The following is a 25,482-nucleotide window of genomic DNA, read 5'->3' as shown; positions in this document are numbered from 1 at the left end:
TCGGGGTGGTCGGAGTCGTTCACGCCGCCCTCGAAGTCGGCGATCTTCCAGGCCAGGTCTCGTCTGGGGTTCGAGCCGGTGCGGGATCTCTTCGCTCGGGTTGCGCGTCCGCTGGCGGGGCCTGGCACGCCGGGGTCGTGGCTGGCCGGGCGTCGCCTCGTGGCGATCGACGGGACGTGCCTGGATGTGGCGGACACGGCAGCCAACGCAGATTTTTCGGGCGGCCCGCTTCCAGCCGGGGGGAGCGGGCCGCGTTTCCGCAGGCCCGCCTGGTGGCGCTGGCGGAATGCGGCACCCATGCGGTCTTCGACGCTGTCACCGGCCCGTGCAGCGTGTCGGAGATCGAGTTGTCCCGGCAGCTCGTCGGGCGGCTGGAGCCGGGCCAGCTGGTCCTGGCAGACCGGGGCTTCTACGGGTTCCGCCTCTGGCAGCAGGCCGTGGCCACGGGCGCGGATCTGCTCTGGCGAGTGAAAACGAACCTGCGGCCCAGGTATCTGGAATCCCTGGCCGACGGGTCCTGGCTGGCCCGGATCGTCCCGACGTCGGGCACGAACCGGGCCACGACGGAGCCGCTCACGGTCAGAGTGATCGACTACACAGTCGATGACGGCCGGGGCAACGCCGAGGAGTACCGGCTGTTGACCACGATCCTCGACCCTGCCGAGGCCTGCGCCGAGGACCTCGCAGCCGCTTACGCCCAACGGTGGGAGATCGAGACCACCTTCGACGAGCTGAAAACCCACCAGCGCGGGCCCCGCGCGGTACTGCGCTCGAAAGCCCCCGACCTTGTCCAGCAAGAAATCTGGGGACATCTGTGCTGCCACTACGCCATCCGCACCCTGATGGCCGACACTGCCGCACACGCGGGGTGCGACCCCGACAGAGTCTCCTTCGTCAAGTCCCTCCGCATCGCGCGCCGTTCAGTCGCGCAGAGCGCATTTTCCCCCTCCGGGCACTGACGTAGCCGAAGCGACCTGGTGTCACGCCATCCGATGGCTCACCCAACACCTCAACCCAAAACGCCGAAAACGCTCACACCCCCGAGTCGTCAAACGCAAAGTCCTGAAATGGGCCGCGAAACGCTCCCACCACACACACTGGCCCCAGCCCAAACACAGCCCCCACATCACCATCCAGAATCACTAACTGAACGGTATTGGGGTAAGCCCGGTTCCACGATCGGCCGCCGGCCACGCGGGCTCCGGCGGACGGGACCTCCTTGCGGGCTGCGGGTCATGCGGACAGTCCCTCCCGCTGCGGCGCGTCCTGGGGCAGAAGGAGCCGGAGGTCCTCGAAACCGGTCGCCGACATGCGGCTGATGCGTCCGGCCTGACGCGTCATCATGCCTTCCAGGACCTGGCGCGCCAGACGCGCGTTACCGAAGGACCGGTCGCGCGGCAGCGAGTCGAAGTACTCGCGGAGCGGCTGCCCGGTGCCGGGGCCGCACTCGTAGCCCGACGTCGTCGCATGGGCCCGTACGATCGTGACCAGTTCGTCGGACGAGTAGTCGGCGAACTCCACGCGGCGGGAGAACCGCGAGGACAGCCCCGGGCTGGACGCCAGGAAGCCCCCGATCTCCTCGGTGTATCCGGCGACGATGACGACCACCTCGTCGCGGTGGTCCTCCATCAGCTTCAGCAGGGTGTCGACCGCCTCGCGGCCGAAGTCGGAGCCCGAGGCGCCCGCCGGGGTCAGGGTGTACGCCTCGTCGACGAACAGCACGCCGCCGATGGCCCGCTCGAACACCTCGCGGGTCAGCTGCGCGGTGTGGCCGATGTACCGCCCCACCAGGTCGGCGCGCGACACCTCGACGAGCTGGCCGCGGGGCAGCACGCCGAGCGAGGCGAGCAGTTCGCCGTACAGGCGTGCCACGGTCGTCTTGCCTGTGCCGGGCGGCCCGGTGAAGACGAGGTGATGGCTGATGCGCGGCACGGGCAGGCCCGCGGCCTCCCTCTGACGTGCGGTGGACAGCAGGTTCACGAGGTCGGTGACGTCCCGTTTGACGGCCGCGAGCCCCACCAGGTCCCCCAGTCGCGCCAGCGGGTCGGTCTCATCCGGTGCGGCCTCGCCGGAGATCGCGGCCGCCGCGTCGGCGCCCACGTCCTCGGGCAGCAGCAGTTGCAGGTCGCTCTCGGAGTTGTGCGCGAGGCCGGCCAGACGCGTCGCCTGGCGGTCCACCATCTCCTCGAACACCCGGCGTGCCTCGCGGCCGTTGCCGAACGTGGCGTCTTTGGGCATGCGTTCGAAGCGTACGGCCAGCGCCTGGTGGGTGGAGTCGTCCAGCCGGTACTGGTGGCCCAGGCACATCTTCTCGACGATGGCGACCAGTTCGGGCACGGCGTAGTTCTCGAACTCGATGGTCCGGGAGAAGCGGGAGGCGAGGCCGGGGTTGGAGGCCAGGAAGTCGTCCATCTGGGAGGAGTAGCCCGCGGCGACGACCACCACGTCGTCCCGGTGGTCCTCCATCAGCTTCAGCAGCGTGTCGACGGCCTCGCGGCCGAAGTTGGCGCCGGAGCCCTGGCCGTCGGACAGCAGCGTGTACGCCTCGTCGATGAAGAGGACGCCGCCGAGCGCACGGTTGAAGGCCTCGGTGGTCTTGATCGCGGTACCGCCGACGATCTGGGCGACCAGGTCCGCCCGGGAGACCTCGACCAGGTGTCCCGACCGGAGCGTGCCGAGCCCGGCGGCCGCGGCCACCGCCATACCGCCCGAACCGGCCGGCCGGCGCACCGGTGACATGGCCCGGCGCGAGGGATTCCGCGTGCCCTCGGTGTCGTGGGCACCGTGGGGCTCCTGTCCGCGATCGGTGTGCTGGTGACCCTCGGCCTGGCCGGTCATGACGAGGACGGGAAGCGCGGCGGGGCGTCGGCGGTCGTCGACTCCGACACCTACGGCACCGATGTCGTCGACGGGCTCGACGGACCGGCGGCTCCCTCGGTGACCCCGTCCGGCTCCAAGAGCGCCAAGCACCCCGGGGGATCAGCGAAGCACACGTCGTCCGCCTCGCCCAAGAGCAGTGCGTCGGGCAAAGCCTCCGCTGCTCCTGGCGAACCCTCCGCCGCGGCAAAGGGCAAGCCCCCCGAGAAGTCAGCCCCGGTGGCCGTGCCGGGTGTGACGGTGTTCAGCCACGCGTCACAGCGCTGCATCGACATCGTCGGCGGCAAAGCCGTGCAGGATGCGCGGCTGATGATCCAGGACTGCTCGGGGTCCTCCTCGCAGCGCTGGACGTTCACGAACGGAACCATGCGCGGACTCGGCATGTGCGTGCAGCTCGCGGGCGGCTCGACCGCCGACGGCACGGATCTCGAACTGGCTTCCTGCAACGGAGGTTCGGCGCAGCGGTTCGTGCTGAACTTCCGTCACGACCTGGTCAGCGGTCTGGCCAACAAGTGCACGGACGTACGGGACAACCAGACGGCGAACGGCACCAGGCTGCAGCTGTGGTCCTGCGCCGGCAGTCCCAACCAGAAGTGGTCCAGGCCTGAGAACCCGCAGGTGGCCCTGAAGCCAGGGACGCCCTGACGGCCGCGCTGACGGCCTTCCAGCAACTGGACTCCCCTGCCTGGGCCGAGCGCGCGCAAGGAGCTGCGGGCGGCCGGCCGGGGTGTGCCGCACGCCGACGGCCGGACCAGGGCGTCCCTCACCGCGCAGGAACGCGAGATCGCGGAGCTCGCCGCCACCGGCCTGACGAACAAGCAGAGCGGCTCGCGGTCTCCGTGAAGGCCGCCGCCGGGGAGTTGGACGCCGACCGCGACCTGCCCGAGAAGCTGGTGCGCGAACTGCGCGACAGCGTGCTCGCGAAGACCGTGCTCATGCCGTGTGCTCCTCGGTGAAGAAGCCGGCGAGGGCCGGGGCCAGGACCTTTGCCTCGATGGCGTGCTCCTCGCCCGGGAAGATCCGCAGGGTGAAGTTGTCGCCCGCCACAGCGAGTTCCCGCGCGCCGGTCAGGATGTGCGGCGCGCCCGCGTCCCCGCTGCCGACAAGGACGGGAACGGTCACGGACGCCCATCGGTCGACCGGCAGGGGGCGGCCGGACATGGTGTCGCCCATGATCCGGCCGTCGTAGGGGAGGGTGCGGGCGACGGCTTCCATGCCCGCCCAGAACGGGGCCTGCCGCATGCCCGCGACGACCTCGTCGGGCAGGCCGATCGCCGCCGTCATGAAGTAGGCGACGGCGTCCCCGTACGCCTCGCGACCCACGAGTTCCGTCAGGTGCTCCACGTAGTCGCCGGGCAGCGGCGGCCGACCGTCGTCGGTGACGAACGGCGGCTCGTACAGCGCGAGGCGCGATACGGCGCTGCCGCGGGCGGTGGCCTCCAGGGCGAGGACGGCGCCCGAGGACATGCCGAAGACCATGGCCGATCCGCCGCCAGGGCCCTCGATCAGCGCGTCGAGGTCCTCAATCTCGCGTCGCACCTCGTAGGCAGGACTGTCCCCGCTTTCGCCGCGGCCCCGGCGGTCGTACGTAATCACCGTGAAGTGCTCGGCCAGCAGACCGGCGAGTTCGGCGGAATCGCCGCGGGTCATGAAAGCGCCGCCGACGAGCACCACCACAGGGCCCGAGCCCTGATGCTCGAAGGCGATGGCCGTGCCGTCAGCGGAGAACACCTTGTCCATGTGAAACCCCCATTGATGCGCAGCGCAGGGCAGAAGCCCTGCGGCTCTTGGAACTGGACGGTACAGTACTCGCATGAGTACTAGCCAGTCCAGTACTCTCTTCGGCAGGAGGAGACGGCGGATTGAACAGAGGGACCTGATGATGGACAGCCGGTCAGCGCGCAAGCACCAGGCGATCCTGGACGCGGCGACCACCGTGTTCCTGAACAAGGGCTACGCGGGGACGAGCATGGACGACATCGCAAAGCTGGCCGCGGTATCCAAGCAGACCGTCTACAAGCACTTCGCGGACAAGGAGAAGCTGTTCGCCGAGATCGTGCTGGCCACCACCGACCGCGTCGACGCGATGGTGGACCTGGTGGCCGACATCCCCGCCGACGCCGATGCCCTGGACGAGAACCTGACCAGCCTCGCCCGCCAGTTCCTGGCAGCCCTCACTCACCCCAAGGTGATCCAGCTGCGTCGCCTCATCATCGCCAACGCCGATGCCTTCCCTGAACTGGGCGCGGCCTGGTACGAGCAGGGTTTCGAACGGGTCCTGGCGACCCTGGCGGCCACCTTCCAGCGCCTCACCAACCAGGGGCTGCTCAAGACCGACGACCCGATGCTGGCCGCCCACCACTTCGCCGGACTGCTGCTGTGGATCCCAGTGAACCAGGCCATGTTCCACGGCGGCGCCCAGCACAGCGAGGCCGACCTCAACCGCTACGCCGAAGGCGGCATCCGCACCTTCCTCGCCGCCTACGCCTGACCCGAGCCCCCGCCCACAGGCGCGCCTGCCCCGGAGAGCCCGCACCCCGTCCCGAGTGTCGACATGTTCGGCGTGCCGCGGTCCACGGTGTACGGGCACCTCGGCAAGACCAAGACCGTGCCCCGCCAGCCCAAAGAGGTCACGGAAAAGCCATGCGCCTGTACTGGGGATACATCGCGATTGGGGCACTCATCGTTGCGTGGACCCAGCAATGGGCCCTCTCAATCGTCGCGGCCTTGTCCGTTGCGGTCTTCGCTTACGCCTCCTTCCAGGTACCGGTCTGGTGTGGGGCGGTCAATCGAGACGGTCGGACGTACTGCCGGAACAATGCCTATGGCGTGCTTATGGGGTGCCGAAACCGCCAGCATCGTTGGCAGAAGATCAAGATGATCGTGCTGCGGAGCAAGGTCGGGGACATGAGTCGTGCCGTCTTCCCGAGTGCGAAAGAGAAGTTCAACGCCTTCTTGGCCGTAGCAGGCCTGCTCTCTGCGATCGCAGCAGTGATCGTCCCCGTCATGACTGGCGACTGACTGCCCCAACCCCCCGCCGCATCTATACGCCTCGGGCTGCAACGTACGTTCTTGAAAACCGTCGTGGCAGCGATGTCACCGTGGGTTCAAATCCCACACCCACCGCAGATGAACGGCCCCTGACCAGGTGAATCGGTCGGGGGCCGTTCCCTTTTGCGCTCATCGTCAGTAACCGTGGTTCCCCGCCAGTCCCCTTGATGTTCTGCCACGTCGGGCACACGACGGGCACGCCTTGAGCTACCGCCGTGATCAACCTCGCGGCGGCTCTCCGGGGGGCGGTCCGTTGTGGGTGGGCGGGTTCCCTCACGTACGCACGCTCAAACGGCCTCGAAAGCCCACAGTTGCTCGCCCTTGTCCTGGATCACGATGCGAGGACGCGGCCGGCGGCGACGGCTGACGCCACGGTGCCGCCGATGACGACGGCCCAGGCGGCGACGATCGGGACGCGGGTGCTCCACGTGCGCAGCGCGGGCGAGTTCGTGGCTCGGGCGAGGAACGCGTCGCGACCACGTAGTACCGCAAGGCCGACGCCGGTCAGGGTCAGCGCCATGCCGGCACCGAACGCCACCACCATCGCGATGGCCGCGCCGACCCGGCCGGTCAGCAGTCCGCTGAGGAGGACGAGGAACGCCGACGGGGACGGGAGCAGGCCGCCGGATGTGCCGAGCAGCAGGATGCCGCGCCAGGTGAGCAGGGACTTGGACGTCGGGATGTGGTGACTGTGGCCGTGGTGGTGTTCGTGGCCATGCCCGTGTTCGTGTTCGTGGTCGTGCCCGTGTTCGTGGTCGTGCCCGTGTTCGTGGTCGTGCCCGTGTTCGTGGTCGTGCCCGTGTTCGTGCTTGTGCCCGTGGTGGTGACCATGGCTGTGACCGTGGTGGTGACCGTGCTTGCGGTTGGTCAGGTGGCGTCGGAGCAGGCCGATGCCCACGGCGACCACGACCAGGGCCGCGATCAGCTGCAGCCAGTTCGTGACCGCGGCGACGTCCGGTGCGTGCTGGGCGGCGAGCCAGAAGGCCACAGCGAGTACGGCGACCGATGCGGTGTGCATGAGGGCCACGATGGCGCCGAGCCACACCGCGTCCCGCGCCTTGCCCTGGCCGCCTACGAGGTACCCGGCCGCGAGCGACTTCCCGTGGCCGGGGGCGCAGGCGTGGAAGGCGCCCACCGCTGCCGAGACGAGAAGGGCCAGTGGCAGGACGACACCGTGGTCCAGCAGTGCGGCAAGGTCTGTGGTCCATACGGTCGCCGGACCTGTGGATGCGGTGGCGGTGGAGTTGCCGGCTCCGCCGAGGGCGAGGGTACGGGTGGGGTCGCTCGCCGTGTGCAGGCCGCCGCCACCGTTCTGTGTCACGGAGATCGTGCGATAGGACGAGTTGACGTCGGTCAGCGCGGTGATGGTCACAGCGACTGTGTCCACGGCGTGCGGGCAGGTGTAATGGATCAGGGCGCCCTTGCTCGCGATCTGCGCGGTGTCCACGGCTCCCCGTCGGCACTCACGCCCGTCCTGGCGCACGGTGATGTGCGAGCCGAGGTAGGTCGCGTCGTCCCCCTTGGCCGCCTGGTGCAGCACGTCCAGGTCGTTCTGCTGGGCCGACCAGGTGATCTCGACGGTTCGGCCTTCGGCCCTGACCTGGGCGACCGGTGGTGCGCCGAAGGGGTGCGCCTCGGCCGTGCCTGTGGTGCCGAGCAACGCCGCTGCGGCGGCCAGGCCGATCAGGAGGAGACGGGCGGCGTGGGTGCGGAAGGTGCGGAGGATGTGCACAGTGGTGGTCCCGTCGGGAGTGGAGCGCCGCGCGTTGCCTCCTCTGGCTGGGGAGGCAACGCGCGGACGGTGAGGCAGTGGCCGTTGCCGCGCGAGCGGCGGGCATTCCTGTGCACATCACCCTCGGCCTGATAGTCCTTCGGTCTGCCGCGATGCGCCCGACCTGAGGTCTACGTGCGCCGAGGATGATGTGCAGAGATCGCTGGTGGGAAAGCGGATCCGACTCACCGCGGCGGCATGTGGCCAACCGCGCGGGTGAGAACAGACCGGCGGGTGGCTCAGTCGCAGACCACCCGGGCGTCGGCCCAGTCGGCGTGGTCGGAGCCGTTGCCGTTACCGCCGTCGGTGACCCGCAGTGTCAGTATCCTGACCCCCGTCACGTCGACATCGACGGGGAGGGCGTTGTCGGGGCCGCGGACGACAGGGGTGTCGGCGATTTGCCGGCCATCGCCGAGCACCTGATACGCCACCGATCCACCCTGGGCCACCTCGTCATCGATACCAACCTCAGCATGGAAGTTGTGACAAGAACGGCCGAGCCAGAAGGTGATCTCGCTGGTCGAGTGCGTCCCAAGGCCCTTGGCGTACGTCTTCCCGCCGATGGTCAGGGCTGCTCCATCGCCGGCGCGGTCCTCACCGTTGGACTTGTCGCGCTCGACCGGGCCCCACCCGTTGGACTCGCTGAGGAACGGCAGGTCGCTGAGATGCGCGGTTCCGCTCGGGGTGGCGGGCGGCACGAACAGCCGGACGACCTTCTCCACACGCCCCGGGCGGTCCACCGGATCATTGGGGAAATGGAAGTGGTAGGTGGCTGCGACCCGCACGTCGACGTACCCCGGGTCAACCTGCTTCGGTGGCGTGACGGCCCACCGGCCTTCAATGGATGAACCGTCCTCCATAGACGGCTTCGACACCGTCCCGCCGTCGACCTGCCACCCGGAGGGCGGCGTCACGCGAAGGTCCACGTCGGTGATCGGCCCATTCGCCGGCAGATTGAACGTGGCGCTCACGTCGGTGGCGCGGCCCGGTTGCGCATCCACTGTCTCGGTCGGGGTCACCGTCAGGGACGGCTGCGGCCGCTGGCGGCCGTTCCCGGCCAGAGCGTGGAGCGTGCCGTCGTCGGTGAGGGCGAAGACGTAGTCACCGCTGACGGAGAGCGCCGAGGTCACGGCGGCGCCGAGGTTGTACTCGGACAGCAGCGCGCCGGTGGCGCGGTCCAGGACGACCAGGCGGCCGTCGCGGGTGCCCGCGTACACCAGGTCCTTGGTGACCAGGGCGTGCATCGCGGGCGAGTTGAGGTCCCCGCTGCACCCCACGGGGGTCCTGCCGGGCTGGTAGCCGACCTTGGTCTCCCAGACCGGCTTGGACGGGTCGGCCGCGCTGGTGTCGTAGGCGCGGATGGCGCCGTCGCGGCTGGCGATGTAGGCGGTGCTGCCCCAGATCGCGGGGCTGGTCAGCGGGGCGGGGCCGCTCTCGCCGCAGCCGCTGCCGCCGCCCAGCTTGGACTGCCACAGCACGGCACCGGTGCTGAGGTTGTGCCCGCGGACGCCGCTGTTCGTCATCGTCACCAGCTGCGGGTCCCCGTTGGCCGGGTCGGTCAGGGCCGGGGAGGAGTGGCTGGCGATGTCGCCGTTGGTGTCCTTCGCCCACAGCTGGCGGCAGCCGACGAGGTCCATGGCGACCACCGTGTTGCTGGAACCGGTGTGCAGATAGGCGATGTCGGAGCCGGGCTGGCGGACGGCCGTGCTGTGGAACTGGCCCCAGCTCGTCGCGCCGTTGAAGCCGCCCAGCAGGTCGCCGGTCTTGGCGTCACGGCACTCGACCTTGCTCCAGTTCTGGTAGACGGCGACGGTGCGGTGCTCGGCGTTCAGGTCGAAGACGGTGACCGGACCACCGGCCCGGCCGTACCGGCGGACGCTGTTGCTGTACTGCTTCTCGTCCTCGATCTTCTGCCAGACGACGTGGCCGTCCTCCGCGTCCAGAGCGTAGATCCGGCCGACGGCGGTGGTCAGGTAGACCTTGCCGTCGTGGTAGGTCGGCGCCGACTCGGCGTCACCGTCCAGGTAGGTGCGCCAGATCTCGCGTCCGGACTTGATGTCGTAGGCCAGCATCATATGGTGCGGCGAGTCGAACGCCCTGGAGGAGACGATCACCTTGCCGTCCGCGACGACCGAGCCGTTGAGGTTGAACTGCTCGCCGGTGTTGGCCGCCCACTGCAGGTCGAGCTCGGTGCCCGGGTTGTCGGTGCTGGCGGAGCGACCCGCCTCGTCGCGGCCCTGACGCAGCCAGTCCTGACCGGTCTTCGGCTCGGCTATCTTGCCTTCGGGTACCACCGTGAAGGTGTTGGTGACGGTGGGCCACGCCTTGCCGCGGGTGTCGACCGCGGTCATCTCGGCCGTGTAGGTGTCCGGCTGCATGCCGGGGAGGTTGCTGCTGATCCGGGTCCAGGAGGTCCGGGCGGCCGGGCAGGGCTCCGGGGTGCCGCCGGGGGCCGTGTAGCAGTTCTCGATACCGGTCTTGCGGACCTTGGTGCCGAACTTCATCCGCTCCTTGTGCCAGCGGACGTGGCCGCGGGAGTCGCGGATGGTCAGCGAGGCCGTGGCCGGGGTGCGCCCGGCGTCCTCGGTGTAGATCTCGATCGGGATTCCGGCGCTGTTGCCGTGCAGACTGCCCTGGGCGGGGCTGACCAGCGAGACCGCGTCGCGGACGTCGAACTGGCGGTGGGTGCCCATCACATAGCCGGTGTCCTCGTTGCGCTCCGTGCTCGGGTCATCGTAGATGCCCTTGAAGTCGAGGATCTTGAAGTCCGCGCGGGCACCGTCGATCCCGTACTCGCCCTGGTTGTTGACCTCAACCGAACGCTTGAAGGCACCACGGCGGTACTCGGCCTGCTGGTTGTGGCCCGCGGCGAAGAACCGCACGTCGTACTTCGACAGCTCGTCGACGGTCGGCTGCATGCCGGCCCCCGGACCCCACTGGGTGAACAGCGAGCGGTGCGCGAAGACGAACACCTGCTTGCCCACCGCGTGACGCTGGAGGTCCTCGCGCAGCCACTCCAGCTGCGGCTTCAGGCCACTGGAGTCGTAGTTGTCCTCAAGGACGACGATGTGACGGCCGTCGCGGTCGAAGCTGTACCACTCCGGGCCGAGGTTGCGGCGGTAGTACTCCATGCTGCCGCCATAGCCCTGGGAGGTGGCGGTGCCGCCGACGTCGTGGTTGCCGACCACGGGGTAGAAGGGCATGCCGAGCTTGCCCTCGGTCAGGCCCTTGCGCAGGATGTCGTAGCCGCGCTGACGCCGCGGCTCCGCCGCGTAGTCGGTCACGGTGTTGTCACCGGTCGTGATCGTCATGGTGGCGCCGTCGACCTCGGACATCGCCTCGACCTGCTTGGGCCACCACTTCGACGCGCTCTCGGCGGCGCCGTCCGTGGTGTTGCTGACCTCGATGTCGGAGTTCATCACCCACTTTTCGGTGGGGTTGGCAGCGTTCTTGTCCTTGACGAGGGCGAAGTCGATGCCGGAGCCGCCCTCCTCCGGGACCTTGTGGAAGAACTGCGGGATGTAGTCCTCGCGCAGTGCGGGGGTGTAGCCGTTCGGGGAGACGATGTTGATGAGGTCGGTCTCCCGGCGGGTCGGGTCCATCTGCAGGCTGTACGCGCCGTCGGGGCCGGTCGTAGTCCAGACGGAGCCGTCGTTGACGTCGACGCCGGGCATCGGAGCCTCGCCGGTGTCGCGCTTGCCGTTGCCGTTGGTGTCCTCGAAGACCGTGCCCGTGACGGTGACCGTGTTGGCGGTCGCCGCTGCCTCCTCGAGGAGCGGAGCCGCCGCGGCCACCTGGGGAGCCAGGCAGGACAGCGCCACCGCGCCGACGGTCGCCAGCCTGACCCGCTTGCGGTTGGCGCCGACCTTGGCGGCCAGCTGGGCGAGCTGGAGCCGCCCGGTGCGGATCTGCCACACCGCGAGCAGCAGCGCGGCGGCCAGCGCGATGCCGAGCGCCACCACTGCCCACGGGAAGGTGGGGAGCGCGTGGGCGCCCGATGCGTCGACGACGGGGGTCTGAGCGTTGGCGTTGGACGTGGTGCCGTCGAACTCGGCGACGACCTGGGTCAGCCCGCCCTGCTTCAGCATGGCGCTCAGGTCGAGCTTGTCGACGTGGCAGTTCCACGCGAGCTCGACCACGACGCCGCCGGGGACGCCGCCGGAGTCTCCGGCCACGCCGGAGCCGGTGGCGGGGCAGCTCGACGTGCTCAGCAGGCGCGAGGCCCAGACGCCCGCGTCCTGCGGTGACACCACGTCACGGTGGACGATCAGTCGCCCGCTGGTGACGTCGTTCTTGGTGAAGATGACGATTTCGCCGTGCTGCGGCGACACATGCGCGGCGGCGGGCTGCGCACAGAAGCCCAGGATGGAAAAGAGCAGTGTCAGGCCAATCCCTGCTGCTCTGCGGAGGAATCTCATGGGCCAGGAGGCTAGCTTGACTGGACAAGTTTCGGATCGCAGAGAGGGCGATCTTCATCGAACGGCCCCGGGGAATTCATGCGAGGACGCGTGAGGTCTCGGCCTCACCCCGCAGTCCGGCCCACAAACCGCCGCACAAGCAGACCGATGAACACCGTTCGGCCTTCCACTGCCAGATCGGTCGAACGCCTGTGGTATCGCCCATGCGCGGCATCCACAACGAGAGGCCGGCGGACCCGGACGCCCTCCACCGGATGTACGCCCGGCCGCAACTGCGTTACGCCGCCACCGTGCTGGCCGACATGAGGGCCGCCGAGAGCGACCGTCGTGCGCCGCCTCTGCCCCACATTGCCCTGAACTGGGCCGTGGTCCTCTTCCAGGAAGGCGGCCCGGAGGCGAACGCCTGGCGAGCGCTGAAGATGCGCGTCGAACGATGAACTCCAAGCGAGAAAAACAGGCCCTCGGACTGGCCCACTTCGAGGGACGCACCTTTAACGGCACCTGCAGACACTCCTCGCCATCCGGGCCGGCGCCCGCCCCACCTTCCGAAGGACATCGTGCCGCCCAGCAGATGGCCCGCTTTGAAGTGCCGCGGCGTGTGGCAACGCGGAGCGTTGTTGACCGACGACAACGCCGCAGATGTGCGCACCCGGCCCTCGACGCCGCCTCCCGTGTGCCGGTCGGTCTTATGGAGACACGCAATCATCGTGCGTGGTATGCCGCTGCAACACCCACCAGACACCTGCCACGGGTCTCCTGCGGTTAGCAGAGTTGTCCGGACAACTCTCCCTATTGCAAGGAGTGCAGCGTGCCTTCTTCCCGTATCCGATCCGCAGTAGTGGCAGGGTCCTGCGCCGTTGTCCTCGCTGTGGTGGGCGCGCCCGTCTCGTTCGCCGCACCGACCAGCAGCCCCCAGTCGGCCGTGAGCGCATCCACCCTCACCCTGGTCTCCCAGCAGCCCCAGGTCGGTCAGCAGCTCAAGTTCAGCTACACCACCGACGCTCCCAGCGCCACGAACTGGATCGGCATCTACCCGGCGGGCCGCAAGCCCGGCGACGGGGCCTCGCTCACCTGGGTCTACGTCCCGAACGCCAGCGGCACCGCGACCCTGGACACCTCGGGCCTGCCGGCCGGCTCCTACTCCGCGTACCTGCTGGCCAACGACGGGTACCAGTCACTCGCCGCGCCGGTGAACTTCGACATCACCCCTCGCCCCCCGCGCCATGCCACTGTCCAGGGCACCGTCTTCGACGACAAGAACGGCGACGGCAGCCAGGACAAGAACGAGCCGGGGCTGGCGGGTGTGTCCGTCTCGGACGGCGCGACCGTCGTCCGCACCGACAGCGACGGCCACTACGTGCTCTCCGCCGACCTCAACCAGTGGACCCGCACCATCGTCAACATCACCATGCCGCGTGGCTACTCGGCCCCCCTCGGCAGCAACCGGGTTCCGCGCTTCTACCGCGACCTCGGCTCGCCGGAGGCCGACACCACCATCACCCGGAACTTCGATCTGCGGCACGACAACGCCAGTGAGCGGCCCGACTTCACCTTCACCCAGATCACGGACACCCACGTGACCAGCCCCGACGGTCCGGAGGCACCTGCGGACGGTGACGGCGTCACCCCGGGCAAGCTCGCCAAGCAGCTGGACGACATGGCCGCACTGCCCACCAAGCCGGCCTTCGTCCTGGCCACCGGAGACCTCAGCGGTGACGGTGCGCCCTCCCACTGGCAGGCATGGCTCAAGGGGTCTGCGAACTCCAAGCTCCCGATCTGGCCGCTGACGGGCAACCACGACCACGGCGGCGGGGACAGCGGCGTCGGCAACTACCGCTCGCTGCTCGGACCTTCCTGGTACTCCTTCGACTACGGCAACACCCACTTCATCCAGCTCGAGAACAACGGCGGCCTCGGCGATCCGGTGCAGATGGCCTGGTTGAAGCAGGACCTGGAGCTGAACGGCAAGAACGCCGACGGCACCAGCAAGCAGATCGTGGTCAACACCCACGAGCCGCTGGACACCCCCGACCCCGGCGGCTCCACCGGGCAGATCAACGCCCTGCTCGGACTGCTCAAGGGCTACGACGTCAAGGCCATCTTCAACGGCCACATGCACACCAACTTCACCGACCCCCACCTGCTGGACGGCGCGGTGGAGTACAACACGGCCTCGGCGACCTACAACGACGACCACTCGCCCATCGGCTTCCGCGAGGTCACCCTGCACGACGGTGAGGTGAAGGCCGAGTTCCGGATGTTCAACCAGGAGCACACGATCGCGGCCACCTCGCCGGCGCCCGGCTCCCAGGTCGGACAGGGCCGTACCGAGTTCCAGGTGGACGCGTACAACACCTCCAGCCATGTGGTGCGGGTCGAGGTCCGCGTCGACGACGACGAGGCCAGGAAGCTGCGCCGCACCGGCAAGTTCTCGTGGTCGGCGCCGTGGGACACTCGCCACCTGGCACTCGGCGAGCACACCGCCAAGGTCACCGCGTTCGACGACGCGGGCGACAGCTGGTCCACCACGAGCCGCTTCACCGTCGCGCCGAAGGCCGACCAGGTGCGCCCGGGCGCGGACGTGCCCGAGTTCCACGGCGACGCCCTCCACACCGGAGTGCAGCCTGGTAGCCTCGGCTCCGGCAGCCTGACCAACGCCTGGACCCACCGCAGCGGCGCCACCATCGGCATGTCCTCCCCGGTGGTCGCGGACGGAACCGCCTACATCGGCACCTGGGACACCGACGGGGCCAAGGGCAACGGCGTGGACGCCGTCGACGTCGCCACCGGCCGGACCAAGTGGCACTTCGCCACCGACAGCCTGGTCCAGTCCACGCCCGTGGTGCACAACGGGACCGTCTATGTCACCGAGATGCGCGGCACCCTGACCGCGCTGGACGCGGCGACCGGCGCGAAGAAGTGGAGCTACACCCTCCCCGGATCCTCGGAGACCGGCCGCTACGACGGCTACGCCTACGGTGGCGCGACCGTCTCCGGCTCCACCCTCTACTACTTCGGCTACACCACCACGGGCAGCCACCTCGTCGCCGTGGACACCGCCACCGGCAAGCAGGTGTGGAACTCCCCGGTGGACAGCGGCTGGTGGGACAGCAGCACCCCCACCGTGGTCGACGGCAAGGTCTACGTCCACGACAGCCGTGGTGGTCTGCGCATCTACGACGCCGCCACCGGTAAGCAGCTCGCCTCCGCCGGAGCCGTCGGCGGCGTCCACCACTCCACTCCCGTGGTGGCCGACGGACGGGTGTTCACCACCGATATGAGCAACTCCCTCCTCGCCCGGGACGCCACCACCGGCAAGGAGCTGTGGCGTTACCACAGCACTGGCGTCTCCAAGGACGACGCCGCCCAGCCCGGTGGCTCTGCGGCGGTCGACGGCCACATCGTCTACGCCGGCTTCACCAACGGCCGCGTAAGCGCCTTCGACGCCGCCACCGGCACCAAGCTCTGGGACTTCCAGAGCGGCAGGGCCTTCGTCGGCTCGCCGACCATCAGCGGCAACACGCTGTGGATCGGCGGCACCGACGGCCACCTGTACGGCCTGGACAAGACCACCGGCGCCAAGCTCCAGGACCTGGACCTCGGCGCTCCCATCCTGTCCACCCCGACCGTCACCGGTAACACGCTGCTGATCGGCGCCTGGGACGGCAACCTCTACGCCTTCACTGCCCGCGACTGACGCTCCCGTCGCACCGAACCCGAGCCGACTGCGGCCCCGGCACACCGCCGGGGCCGCAGTCGGCTGTTTGCTTCCGCAGCCCGCAGCCCGTCTCCTTCGGGGCCGCCCGACCGGCTCCCGGAAGAGTGCGGCGGCGGACGCTGCGCGGGGCGGCCCCGCAGTTCGCCGAGCCCGGAGACAGCGGTCCGCACCAGCGTCGGCGCCACCCGCGGGCGACGGCCGAGGGGAGGTGAGGCGACGCCGGGAGCAGGCCCGCAGGGGGAGCGCAGATCCCTTCGCGACGCGGCGCCGAACCGATTCCCGGGTGGTCGGTGCGCAGCAACACGGATGGGGTCCTGGCCGCCGTCGGCGGCCAGGACCCGGGTCAGTCATGGGGTGATGTGTCAGGCGGTCCGGAGTGGCGGTCCGTCGGCCCGGGCCGCCAGGTCCTGCAGCAGCGCCAGGTCGGCGTGGTCGAGGCTGGCGATGATACGCCGCCGGGGCCCTGCTGGTACGGGGATCAGCGACGGCACCACCAGGATCGGGCAACCGGCCGCCTCCGCGGAGGCGGCGCCGACCGCGGTGTCCTCGACAGCGACACAGGCGCTCGGCGGCACCCCCAGCGCCGCGGCGGCGGCGAGGTAGGGGTCGGGGGCGGGCTTGGTGCGCGGGGTGTCCTCGACGGCGACCGTGACGCCGAACCGGTGTCGCCCGATGCTCGTCAGCACGGTGTCCACCACGACGCGCGGGGACGCGGACACCAGCGCGGTGGCGATGCCCGCCTCGCGGAGCGCGTCCAGCAGCTCCAAGGCGCCGGGACGCGGCACCACCTGCGCCGCGACCCGGTCCGCGAACTCCCTCAGGAGCTCGTCGGCGAGGTGCGCCGCGGGTGCCCGCCCGCTGGTGGTGCGGTGCAGGTGGCCCGCGGTGTGCTCCACGGATCGGCCGAGCACGTGAGGTGTGTCGGCCTCCCCGAGGACGTGTCCGAGGCCGCAGGCGACCGACTCTACGGCGTCCCACCAGACCCACTCGGTGTCCACCAGGGTGCCGTCCATGTCAAAGAGGACGGCCTGCAGCCGGACTGACTCGGCGGTGTGTGGAGGCAAGGTCTGCTCTTCCGGTCAAAAGTGATGTGGCGTCAGCGAATATTCTGTGAGGTGCGGCGGGAGTCCACCAGCACCGGTCGGTCGGGGAGGGCCACGGAGACCGACGCACCCGCGCCGAGCGCGGCTGCGTCGGGTGTGGACAGGTCGGCCTTGATCGTGGTGCCGTCGGCGAGCCGTACGGTCAGCCTGGTCATCGCGCCCAGGAAGGTCGCCCCCACCACCCTCGCCCCGCCGCCGGCATCGGACCGCACGGCAACGGCCTCGGGCCGCACCAGCACGTCCAGCTCGGCGCCCGCCGCCGCCCCGCCCGCCACCGGAAGCCGGCGGCCCAGCACCTCGACCTCGCCCACGCCGGCCGCGCGGCCGGGCAGCCGGTTCATGGTGCCGACGAACTCGGCGACGAACGCGGTCGCCGGGTGCGCGTACAGCTCCACGGGTGGGGCGCACTGCTCCAGCCGCCCGCCGCGCATCACCGCCACCCGATCGGCCATCGACAACGCCTCCTCCTGATCATGGGTGACGAAGAGGGTGGTGATGCCGAGGTCCTGCTGGAGCCGGCGGATCTCCTCACGCAGCGTCAGCCGTACCTTGGCGTCCAGTGCCGACAGCGGCTCGTCCAGGAGCAGCACCCGCGGCCTCAGCGCCAGCGCACGGGCCAGCGCGACGCGCTGCTGCTGGCCGCCCGACAGTTGGTGCGGGTAGCGGTTGCCATGGTCAGGCAGGCCGACCAGCTCCAGCAGCTCCGCAGCGCGGGCCCGCCGCTCGGCCGCGCCCGCCTTGCGGATCCGCAGCCCGAAGGCGACGTTGTCGCGGGCATTGAGGTGCGGGAAGAGACTGTACGACTGGAAGACCATGCCTGCGTCGCGGCGGTGTGCCGGCACCCGGGTGACGTCACGGCCGTCCACCAGCACCTGGCCGGATTCGGGCTGCTCGAAGCCCGCGAGCATCCGCAGCGCGGTGGTTTTGCCGCAGCCGGACGGGCCCAGCAGGGCGAGCAGTTCACCAGGCCTTGCCGAGAGGCTCAGCCCGTCGAGAGCCATGGTGGTGCCGAAGGACCGGCGCAGCTCGACGAACTCGAGGGCGGCGCCGGTCTCCCGGGCCTCTGTCGGGGTCCGGTCGGTCGAGCCGAGGTCGGTCGTATGCGAATCGGTCATGCGGAGACGACCCCCTTCCGGGGAGTACGAGCGGTGCGGCGGCGCCCTCCGGCCGGCACGAGCAGCAGCAGGAGCAGCCAGGTGAGCAACAGGCTGAGCACCGATACGGCCACCGACAGCTGGGCGTCGGCGCCTGCGATCCCGGCGATCCACACCGCGAAGGGCTGGAAGCCGAGCAGCTGCGCGACGGTGAACTCGCCGAGCACCAGGGCGAACGTGAGGAAGGACGCGGCCAGCAGCGGCGCCCGCAGGTTGGGCAGCACCACCCGCAGCACCGCCTGCGGCCATCCGGCGCCGCAGCTCCGGGCGGCCTCCACCAGGGTGCGTACGTCGATCGTGCTCAGCCCGGCATCGAGCGCCCGGTGCACGAACGGCAGCGCCATCACCGTGTACGCGAGCACCAGCACCACGGGGAAGGCCGGGTTCTGAATGGCAACGAAGGTCGCGAAGAACGGGGTATGTGCCAGGTGGTCGGGCGCCCACTTCAGGACGGTGCTGATCCCGGCTGTCAGCGCCACCGCGGGCACCACCAGCGGCAGTGCGCACACCACCTCGACCACCGGGCGCAGCCGGGGCACTCCCAGCCGTACCGCGAGCAGTGCGGGCACCACGAGGAGCAGCACCAGGGCGATGGTGGCGGCGGCCAGTTCGAGGGAGAGCAGCAGGCCGTCGCCGAAGCCGTCGGCGCCGACGATGCGGGTGTACGCGCCCAGGGTGAGGCCCTGGCCGGGGACGTCCACGGTGAAGACGGCGGAGGCGGCCAGCGGCCCCAGGAAGTACAGCGCCGCGCCGGCGAGGACCAGGCCCCGCCAGACGCGCAGGCGGGTCAGTCGAGCCATCGGGCGCTCCGTCGCTGCAGGGGTCGGTACACCGCCATGACCAGGCCGGCCACCAGGACCATGTCCAGGCTGAGCGCGAGCGCCGTATTGGACTGGCCGACCAGCACGTTGCCGGAGAGGGCGTCGGCGATCTGCAGGGTGACCAGGGGCACCGAGCTGCCGACCATGGCTGCGGCGGTCGCGTATGCGGCGAAGGCGGTGCCGAAGAGCAGCACCAGGCCGCCGAGCAGCGACGGGGCCAGCACGGGCAGTGCGACGTATCGCCAGTACTGCCAGGCGGTGGCGCCGTTGTTCTGCGCTGCCTCCCGCCACTGGACGCGCAGGCCGTCGAGCGCGGGCACGACGGTGAGCACCATCAGCGGGATCAGGAAGTACAGGTATGTGATCACCAGGCCCCAGAAGCTGTACAGGCTCCAGCCGTGTTCGGTCAGATGCAGGTGCTGTGTGATCACGCCGGCGTTGCCCAGAGTGGCGACGAAGGCGAAGGCGAGCGGCACCCCGCCGAAGTTGGCCAGCACCCCGGAAGCGGTGAGCACCGCCTCGCGCAGCGCCCGGAACCGGGCTGTGACCACGGCCTGCGCGAGCAGCAGCCCGAGCACCGCGCCTGCACCTGCGGAGACGGCGGAAAGTTTGACGCTGCCGGCCAGCGCGGTCAGGTACGCGCCGTGCAGCGAGGCGCTGAGGTTGGCGGTGGTGTAGTGGGAGGCGCCTGTCGTCGGGTCCTGCGCGGTGAACGCGCCGTTCAGCATGGCCAGTGCAGGGATGCCGAAGCACAGCGCGGTGAAGGCAAGCAGTGGTACGACCGCGAGTGCGGCCGCCGAGCGACGGCGCGGTTGCCGGGCCGGGCGGGACAGCCGGGTCTCGGGCCGGGGCCCGGGCGGAGCCGGTTCCGGGCCCCGTACCGCGGCGTTCGGCCCCCCGCCGACGGGCACGACGGCGGGGGAAACGGTGACGGAGGAGTCGGCCATGGGCTGGGTCACCCGGCCACGGCCTTGCCCCAGCCCTGGGCCACGACCTGCTTGGCCTTGTCCAGCTGGGCCTCGGTCGGGAAGGAGGGCGTGCCGTCGACCTGGGGCAGACGGGCGGCGGCCGCGCTGTCGACCGTGCCGCTCCGAGTCATCGAGGGCATGAGCGCCGGGCGGGCGGAGCCCTTCAGGAAGAGGTTCTGGCCCTCGGCGCTGTAGAGGTACTCCTCCCACAGCCGGGCGGCCGCCGGGTGCGGGGCGTCCTTGTTGATGGCCTGCGAGTAGTACTGGGCGTACTGGCCGTCGCTGGGGATGGCCACCTTCCAGTCCACGCCCTTGCTGCGGAACTCGTCGGCGTAACCGGCGTTGAGGTAGTCCCAGTCGATGCTGATCGGGGTCTCGCCCTTCTCGACCGTGGCCGGGGTGGACTCCACCGGGTTGTAGTTGCCGGCCTTCTTGAGCTTCGCGAAGAAGTCCAGGCCGGGCTGGATGTCGTCGAAGGAGCCCTTGTTCGCCAGGGCTGCGGCGAAGACGCCCCCGAAGGCGGAGCCGGACTTGGTGGGATTGCCGTTCATGGCGACCTGGCCCTTGTACTGCGGCTTCAGCAGGTCGGCGAAGGACTGGGGGCACTCCTTGACGCGTTTGGCGTCGCAGCCGATCGAGACATAGCCGCCGTAGTCGTTGTACCAGCGGGCCTGGGTGTCGCGCTGCGTGGCCGGGATGTCGTCGAAGGGCGCGACCCTGTACGGGGCGAGCAGCCCCTGCTGAGCTGCGCTGAGCGCGAACGACTGGCCCAGGTCCACCACGTCCGGGGCGCGGTCCTGGCCCTTGCGCGAGGTGATGGCGTTGATCTCGTCCTGGCTGGCGCCGTCCGGGTTCTCGTCGTTGACCTTGATGCCGTACTTCTTGGTGAATCCGTCGATCACGGCGCCGTAGTTGGCCCAGTCGCGGGGCAGGGCGATTGCGTTGAGCACGCCTTCCTTCTTGGCCGCCGCGACCAGTGCGTCCATACCGCCGAGGTCCTGCGCCGAGGTGGCGGTGGCGGCGTGCGGGCCGCCCGTGCTGCCGGACGTGACGGAGTCGGGTGCCGAGCCGCAGGCGCTGAGCGCGAGCGTGGCTGCGGTCAGCACGCCGGCAAGGGCGGCCGTTCGCGCAGAGAACAGGTTCACAAGGTCTCCTGAGGGTGCATGGGCTGCCCGGAAAACAGTGATCGGGTACTGCCCGACCCCAGGCAACTTGTCCAAACAAGATGCCCCCAGTACGGCGGAGCGCGATGACCTTTCGGTGAACGGAGAACAGATGCTCGCTCTCGGTTTGAAGGCTCCTTGAGACGATGCGGACCGCGTGGGCGTGCAGGCTCTGCTGCGTGCAGGAAGAGCATGCCCGGTGCGGCGGGATCGCCTACCCTGTGTGCACAAGCCGGTGGCGCGCAGAGCGGAGCCGGTATCGCGGATGAGGGGGCTAGGTGTGGCGGCACGGCACGAGCAGATCGCCGGCGAGTTGAGGGTCGCGATCGACCGCGGCGACTACCCGGTGGGGGGCCGGCTCCCGACCGAGGGCGAACTCGCCGAGCAGTACGAGGTATCCCGCGGCACCGTCCGCCAAGCGCTCGCGGCTCTGGTGGCCGAGGGACTGGTCGGCTCACGACAGGGCACCCGACGGGTGGTGCTCGGCGCCCGCCGCAGCCAGAGCTTCACCGAACTGCGCAGCTTCGCCCAGTGGGCGCGGGCAGCCGGACACAAGGCCACCGGCAGGGTCGTCGAGACCGCCCGGCGCCCGGCCTCCACCGAGGACGCGCTGCGCCTCCAACTCCCCACGGGCGCAGAGGTGTTGTACGTCCTGCGGGTGCGTGGTCTGGACGGACAGCCAGCCCTGCTGGAGCGCACCGTCTACGCCGGCTGGATCGCGGACGCGGTCGAGCGCATCGAGCCCGACTGCGAGTCGGTCACCCAGCGGCTGCTCGACAAGGTGGGCGTGGTCTTCGCGCACGGCGAGCACGTCATCGACACACTTGCGGCGGGCACCCGCGACGCGGAACTGCTCGGCGTGCGCCGCGGTACCCCGTTGCTGCGGGTCCGCCGGGTGACCACCGCCCACGCCGGCCGCCCCGTGGAGTGGTCCGACGACCGCTACCGGCCGGGAACGGTCACCTTCCGCATCCACAACTCCATCGGTGCCAACCCGCTCGTCCGCCAGCCCGGCGAATGACCGCAGCGTGGCCCTTCAGAGGCGGATGGGCGTTCGCCCGCCGGCGTCCGGGGCGACTGGGGGCCCGCCCGCGGTTCTGTACGTTCTCGCGCACGCTCCCCGCCCACCTGCGCGCCTACCGCCCACATGCATGCCGGTACGGATACACGCTCACGCGCCCGCGTCGACCGCCGCGTAGAGGTCGCGAATACTGACGTCGGCTCCGAACTCGAGCCGACGGAAGAGCCAGTCGATCGGCTGGCACTCCCGCGCGTCGGGCAGCTCCACCACGAGGGGGAAGGCCGTCGGGGAAACCATCGGGGCCTGCCGCCAGGCTCCCCCGACGCGGCGGGTCAGTATCTCGCCGACGTAACAACCGAACGCGATGAGGGATTCGGCCATGTGCTCGCCCGTGACACCTTCGGCGCGGAAGCCGTCGACGATGTCCTCGACCAGATCGATGCTCTCGGGGCTGTAATCCAGTTCCGCACCGCTGATGTCGGCCGCGGTCGCGACAATGGCAGCCGCGTGCAGGGGCGCGTTACCGGGCTCCAGTGGGGGGTTCAGGTGCACCTGCATGTTAGTCCTCGGACTGTTGCCGTCAATGTCGTCGAGGCTAACCGCAGAACACCCGGACGAGCATGCCCCTGGTTGCATCGATACGGAACCCGAACGCGTTTGCAGTCGATCGACTCATGCTTCCGGAGAGCCGCCCTGCCAGAGTCAGGACCGTGTTCCATTCCCCGACCCCCTTAGGGCGTGTTTCGAAGTCCCGCCTGCCAGGCGGCGTCCGGCACGCACGCTCGAGCAACCCCCGACCGACAGAACGAGCGTCGGGCACCCTACGGGACGCCCCGCCGGCGTCGCACCGTGACCACCGCCCTCGTACCCGCTTGAGGACTTCACCGGCGAAAGGATCTCGGTGTGGCACGCCCTCGTGAATTCGACACCGACGTGGCAGTGGAGCAGGCCATGAGCCTGTTCTGGAGGCATGGCTATCACGCCACGCCGGTGCCACGGCTGACGGAACTGCTGGGAATCGGCAGCGGCAGCCTGTACGCGGCGTTCGGTTCGAAGGACGGCCTCTACGCCCAGGCCCTGAAACGCTACTGCGACGGTCTGGTCGCGGCTCTCGACCGGGACATCCGGGCCGGCTCCGACATCCGCACGGCACTGCGAGGAATTTTGATCGCGATGGTCACGACCGACGCGGTGGACCGGGAGCGCGGCTGTCTGCTCGTCAACGCGACCACCGAGCGTGCAGCGCATGACGGCACGGCCGAGCAGGCGCGCGCGACCATGACCGCCATGGAGTCCGTGCTGTCCGCGGCATTGCATCACGCCAGGGTCAGGGGAGAACTGAGCAGCGAGCACAGTCCGGTGGAACTGGCCCGATTCCTCATCACGTTCATCCAGGGACTTCGCGTCATGGGCCAGGCCCGCGTCGACCGGACGTTCCTGGAGTCCGCCGTCACCGGAGCATTGAAAGCTCTGGACTGAGACCTCGTGGCAGGTCACGCCCCTGAGGTCCGTCGCGGATGCATGGGTCCACCGGCCTCTGACGGGCCTGCCAGTCATATAGCTGCGGCGCTGTCGCTCCAGTCCCTGAGCCGCTCTCCCGAACACGGCGTTCCGTGTGTTCCGGCCTTACCGGCCGGCAGTCAAACGACTGATCCACAACGGGCGGACGGCTCCGACCATGGGAACGCTGACGACAATACGAAAGGAACCGCACACTCATGATGGTCATCAACAGCTCACTGCCGGACAAAGAGCGCAAAATTGTCGGGAGTGCCCTGCAGTCGACCCTGGTCGACCTGCTCGACCTGTCCCTGGTGGCCAAGCAGGCGCACTGGAACCTGTACGGGCCTCGCTTCCGCTCCATCCACCTCCAACTCGACGAGGTCGTCACCACCGCACGCAACCATGCCGACACGGTGGCCGAACGTGCCGCCGCGCTGGGGGTCAGCCCGGACGGGCGGGCCGTCACCATCACCGAGACCAGCGGGGTGCCCTCCTTCCCACCGGGCTGGACGAAGGACGTGGACGTCGTCGAGGCCCTGGTGCGGACGTTCTCCGCTGTCATCGGACGGGTACGGGAACGCATCGAGGAGACGGGCCCGGCGGACACCGTGACCCAGGATCTACTGATCGGCCTGACAGCCGACCTGGAGAAGCAGAGCTGGATGTTCCAGGCCGAGAATCGGACCTGAGGCTCGCAGGGTAGGGGCGGCCCCCGTAACGAGGGAACCGCCCCCACCGTCGGAACACGCCTGCTCACCGGCTCGAGGCACAGAGCCCTTGGACCGCCACCCTGACGCGGTTCCCGCAGGTTCGCATCGCACACCATTGCGGTCGGTCGACCGCGGGAGCGCTCGACCTGAACCTGCGTGCGGTCGGGGTGTCCGCACTCCAAGCAGCCCCGGTGAGTCGATCCGCCCGCCTGGAGCCGACCCGCGACGGCCTGCAAGGTACCCACGAAGTCGAGGGCGGTCGTCCGGCACGGAAACGCATTGCTCACATGACCCTCCTGACAGGCACCTCAGCACCCCGCCCCCAGATAACCATCTTGACAGGTGACGCACAGCATGAGAACGTCTTGTCACCAGCCAGAGCAGTTACTTATCGGTGAGGAAAGCCCCCATGGCAGTCGTACGGTTCCATCTCGTCTCCACGCTCAGCCCGAAGGACGTACTGGGGGTTCTGACCGACTTCAGCCCTTCTCGTGCCGAGGCCTGGCCCACGATCGACGCCGCACACTTCGAGGTCCACGACCTCGGCGACACCTGGGCCGAGGTCACCGAGGGCACCGCCGCCGCCTGGGAGCGCGCACGCTACGAGTGGGAGCCGGGTGGTGACACGGTCGTCATCACCACCCTCGACTCCAAGCTCTTCGGAGCCGGCGGCGGCTGGGTCTTCAGGATGACCCCCGAGGCCGGTGGCACCCGGGTCGACGTCGAGCTGACGCGTCAGCCGAGCACGTTCAAGGGCAAGGTGCTCGCCGCGCTGCTCCCTGTCGCCGCTCCCGCATCCCTGCGCAAGTCCTTCGCGGGCCCCCTGCGAGCCAAGTGACCCACTCGGGGCTTCGGCCCTCGGAGCCCCGCCGGTTCAGCGGGGCCCGCCCCCCTGGGGGCCGACAGCGCGAGCAGTCGGCCCCTTGGTTTCGTAAGCGAGAGCGAGCAACCTTTGTCGACGGTTTTGGGCAGCACTCAGTGATCAACAGCTCGAAAATGTCGATGAGAACTGAGAGGGCGTTAAGTCCGTTTCTGATAGCGGCCGCGTCCGGGTTGTTCGAGGAGTCCCTGGCGGACGAGTCGTCCCAGGCGGGAGCGGGTGACGTTGATCGAGGGCTCGTCGGTGGGCAGGTTGAGGTGCTCGTGCAGATCGCGGAACACCTTCTCGGGGTGCTCATTGAACGTGGTCACGATGCGCTGGTAG

At 69.6% G+C, this 25,482-nt stretch carries 18 protein-coding genes and 3 pseudogenes; 10 read left to right on the top strand and 11 right to left on the bottom strand.

Going from position 1 to position 25,482, the window contains the following annotated elements; translation table 11 throughout:
• A pseudogene (locus tag AB0N06_RS32410) lies at nt 1-959 on the top strand (IS4 family transposase); the annotation flags it as partial.
• A gap of 274 nt (nt 960-1,233) precedes the next feature.
• Here the strand turns inward: AB0N06_RS32410 and AB0N06_RS32405 are convergent.
• Nucleotides 1,234-2,679 (bottom strand): annotated as a pseudogene (locus AB0N06_RS32405) (AAA family ATPase); the annotation flags it as partial.
• Nucleotides 2,680-2,775: 96 nt separating this feature from the next.
• Here AB0N06_RS32405 and AB0N06_RS32400 point away from each other — a divergent pair.
• Nucleotides 2,776-3,522: a ricin-type beta-trefoil lectin domain protein gene (locus AB0N06_RS32400; protein WP_366138267.1), complete on the top strand. Its 747-nt coding sequence runs from the start codon at nt 2,776-2,778 to the stop codon at nt 3,520-3,522.
• 288 nt (nt 3,523-3,810) lie between these two features.
• On the opposite strand, the gene AB0N06_RS32395 is transcribed toward AB0N06_RS32400, so the two are convergent.
• Nucleotides 3,811-4,617 carry an alpha/beta hydrolase gene (locus AB0N06_RS32395; RefSeq protein WP_366138266.1) on the bottom strand — a complete coding sequence of 269 codons (807 nt, stop codon included), beginning with the start codon at nt 4,615-4,617 and terminating at the stop codon, nt 3,811-3,813.
• A gap of 73 nt (nt 4,618-4,690) precedes the next feature.
• On the opposite strand from AB0N06_RS32395, the gene AB0N06_RS32390 reads away from it, so the two are divergent.
• On the top strand, nt 4,691-5,368 hold the full coding sequence (locus AB0N06_RS32390; RefSeq protein WP_366138265.1) for a TetR/AcrR family transcriptional regulator: 678 nt from the start codon (nt 4,691-4,693) through the stop codon (nt 5,366-5,368).
• A gap of 152 nt (nt 5,369-5,520) precedes the next feature.
• Nucleotides 5,521-5,898 (top strand): hypothetical protein, encoded by a 378-nt coding sequence (locus AB0N06_RS32385; RefSeq protein WP_366138264.1) that lies wholly within the window; start codon nt 5,521-5,523, stop codon nt 5,896-5,898.
• Between the two features lie 361 nt (nt 5,899-6,259).
• Here the strand turns inward: AB0N06_RS32385 and AB0N06_RS32380 are convergent, their stop codons facing one another.
• Nucleotides 6,260-7,660: a hypothetical protein gene (locus AB0N06_RS32380; protein WP_366138263.1), complete on the bottom strand. Its 1,401-nt coding sequence runs from the start codon at nt 7,658-7,660 to the stop codon at nt 6,260-6,262.
• A 278-nt stretch (nt 7,661-7,938) separates the two neighbouring features.
• The gene (locus AB0N06_RS32375; RefSeq protein ID WP_366138262.1) at nt 7,939-12,117 is read right to left on the bottom strand and encodes an NPCBM/NEW2 domain-containing protein; all 4,179 of its coding nucleotides are present in this window, start codon (nt 12,115-12,117) and stop codon (nt 7,939-7,941) included.
• 203 nt (nt 12,118-12,320) lie between these two features.
• Here AB0N06_RS32375 and AB0N06_RS32370 point away from each other — a divergent pair, with 203 nt between their 5' ends.
• Both AB0N06_RS32370 and AB0N06_RS32365 read left to right on the top strand, forming a co-directional pair.
• The gene (locus AB0N06_RS32370) at nt 12,321-12,554 is read left to right on the top strand and encodes a hypothetical protein (RefSeq protein ID WP_366138261.1); all 234 of its coding nucleotides are present in this window, start codon (nt 12,321-12,323) and stop codon (nt 12,552-12,554) included.
• A gap of 371 nt (nt 12,555-12,925) precedes the next feature.
• Entirely contained in the window at nt 12,926-15,814 is a 2,889-nt protein-coding gene (locus AB0N06_RS32365; RefSeq protein ID WP_366138260.1) for a PQQ-binding-like beta-propeller repeat protein, read from the top strand.
• Nucleotides 15,815-16,197: 383 nt separating this feature from the next.
• Here AB0N06_RS32365 and AB0N06_RS32360 read toward each other — a convergent pair whose 3' ends face one another.
• From AB0N06_RS32360 to AB0N06_RS32340, 5 genes are all read right to left on the bottom strand, one after another.
• Entirely contained in the window at nt 16,198-16,899 is a 702-nt protein-coding gene (locus tag AB0N06_RS32360) for an HAD family phosphatase (RefSeq protein ID WP_366138259.1), read from the bottom strand.
• A gap of 32 nt (nt 16,900-16,931) precedes the next feature.
• A complete protein-coding gene (locus AB0N06_RS32355; RefSeq protein ID WP_366138269.1) occupies nt 16,932-17,939 on the bottom strand; it encodes an ABC transporter ATP-binding protein in 1,008 nt (335 codons plus the stop codon).
• A 110-nt stretch (nt 17,940-18,049) separates the two neighbouring features.
• The gene (locus AB0N06_RS32350) at nt 18,050-18,883 is read right to left on the bottom strand and encodes an ABC transporter permease subunit (protein ID WP_366138268.1); all 834 of its coding nucleotides are present in this window, start codon (nt 18,881-18,883) and stop codon (nt 18,050-18,052) included.
• Nucleotides 18,880-19,860, bottom strand: a complete 981-nt coding sequence (locus AB0N06_RS32345) for an ABC transporter permease subunit (RefSeq protein WP_366138258.1) — start codon at nt 19,858-19,860, stop codon at nt 18,880-18,882. Before AB0N06_RS32345 ends, AB0N06_RS32350 begins: the two co-directional genes overlap by 4 nt.
• Before the next feature lie 8 nt (nt 19,861-19,868).
• The gene (locus AB0N06_RS32340; protein ID WP_366138257.1) at nt 19,869-21,026 is read right to left on the bottom strand and encodes an extracellular solute-binding protein; all 1,158 of its coding nucleotides are present in this window, start codon (nt 21,024-21,026) and stop codon (nt 19,869-19,871) included.
• 298 nt (nt 21,027-21,324) lie between these two features.
• Here AB0N06_RS32340 and AB0N06_RS32335 point away from each other — a divergent pair, with 298 nt between their 5' ends.
• Complete coding sequence (locus AB0N06_RS32335) at nt 21,325-22,065, top strand: GntR family transcriptional regulator (protein WP_366138256.1); 741 nt, start codon at nt 21,325-21,327, stop codon at nt 22,063-22,065.
• Between the two features lie 150 nt (nt 22,066-22,215).
• Here AB0N06_RS32335 and AB0N06_RS32330 read toward each other — a convergent pair whose 3' ends face one another.
• On the bottom strand, nt 22,216-22,623 hold the full coding sequence (locus AB0N06_RS32330) for a hypothetical protein (protein WP_366138255.1): 408 nt from the start codon (nt 22,621-22,623) through the stop codon (nt 22,216-22,218).
• A gap of 345 nt (nt 22,624-22,968) precedes the next feature.
• On the opposite strand from AB0N06_RS32330, the gene AB0N06_RS32325 reads away from it, so the two are divergent.
• From AB0N06_RS32325 to AB0N06_RS32315, 3 genes are all read left to right on the top strand, one after another.
• Nucleotides 22,969-23,544: a TetR family transcriptional regulator gene (locus tag AB0N06_RS32325; RefSeq protein ID WP_366138254.1), complete on the top strand. Its 576-nt coding sequence runs from the start codon at nt 22,969-22,971 to the stop codon at nt 23,542-23,544.
• 239 nt (nt 23,545-23,783) lie between these two features.
• On the top strand, nt 23,784-24,257 hold the full coding sequence (locus tag AB0N06_RS32320) for a DNA starvation/stationary phase protection protein (protein ID WP_366138253.1): 474 nt from the start codon (nt 23,784-23,786) through the stop codon (nt 24,255-24,257).
• 430 nt (nt 24,258-24,687) lie between these two features.
• Nucleotides 24,688-25,116 carry a hypothetical protein gene (locus tag AB0N06_RS32315; RefSeq protein WP_366138252.1) on the top strand — a complete coding sequence of 143 codons (429 nt, stop codon included), beginning with the start codon at nt 24,688-24,690 and terminating at the stop codon, nt 25,114-25,116.
• A 182-nt stretch (nt 25,117-25,298) separates the two neighbouring features.
• Here AB0N06_RS32315 and AB0N06_RS32310 read toward each other — a convergent pair.
• A pseudogene (locus AB0N06_RS32310) lies at nt 25,299-25,482 on the bottom strand (hypothetical protein); the annotation flags it as partial.

Origin of the sequence: Streptomyces sp. NPDC051020 (assembly GCF_040683105.1) — a bacterium.
In the GTDB taxonomy this organism is placed as follows: domain Bacteria; phylum Actinomycetota; class Actinomycetes; order Streptomycetales; family Streptomycetaceae; genus Streptomyces.
This window is presented reverse-complemented; position numbering and strand designations above follow the sequence as displayed.

What these genes read in the sequence shown, in the direction of transcription:
- AB0N06_RS32395 (WP_366138266.1), bottom strand. Translation starts at nt 4,617, where the DNA reads ATGGACAAGGTGTTCTCCGCTGACGGCACGGCCATCGCCTTCGAGCAT.
- AB0N06_RS32390 (WP_366138265.1), top strand. Translation starts at nt 4,691, where the DNA reads ATGAGTACTAGCCAGTCCAGTACTCTCTTCGGCAGGAGGAGACGGCGG.
- AB0N06_RS32385 (WP_366138264.1), top strand. Translation starts at nt 5,521, where the DNA reads ATGCGCCTGTACTGGGGATACATCGCGATTGGGGCACTCATCGTTGCG.
- AB0N06_RS32375 (WP_366138262.1), bottom strand. Translation starts at nt 12,117, where the DNA reads ATGAGATTCCTCCGCAGAGCAGCAGGGATTGGCCTGACACTGCTCTTT.
- AB0N06_RS32370 (WP_366138261.1), top strand. Translation starts at nt 12,321, where the DNA reads ATGCGCGGCATCCACAACGAGAGGCCGGCGGACCCGGACGCCCTCCAC.
- AB0N06_RS32355 (WP_366138269.1), bottom strand. Translation starts at nt 17,939, where the DNA reads ATGGCTCTCGACGGGCTGAGCCTCTCGGCAAGGCCTGGTGAACTGCTC.
- AB0N06_RS32345 (WP_366138258.1), bottom strand. Translation starts at nt 19,860, where the DNA reads ATGGCCGACTCCTCCGTCACCGTTTCCCCCGCCGTCGTGCCCGTCGGC.
- AB0N06_RS32330 (WP_366138255.1), bottom strand. Translation starts at nt 22,623, where the DNA reads ATGCAGGTGCACCTGAACCCCCCACTGGAGCCCGGTAACGCGCCCCTG.
- AB0N06_RS32320 (WP_366138253.1), top strand. Translation starts at nt 23,784, where the DNA reads ATGATGGTCATCAACAGCTCACTGCCGGACAAAGAGCGCAAAATTGTC.
- AB0N06_RS32315 (WP_366138252.1), top strand. Translation starts at nt 24,688, where the DNA reads ATGGCAGTCGTACGGTTCCATCTCGTCTCCACGCTCAGCCCGAAGGAC.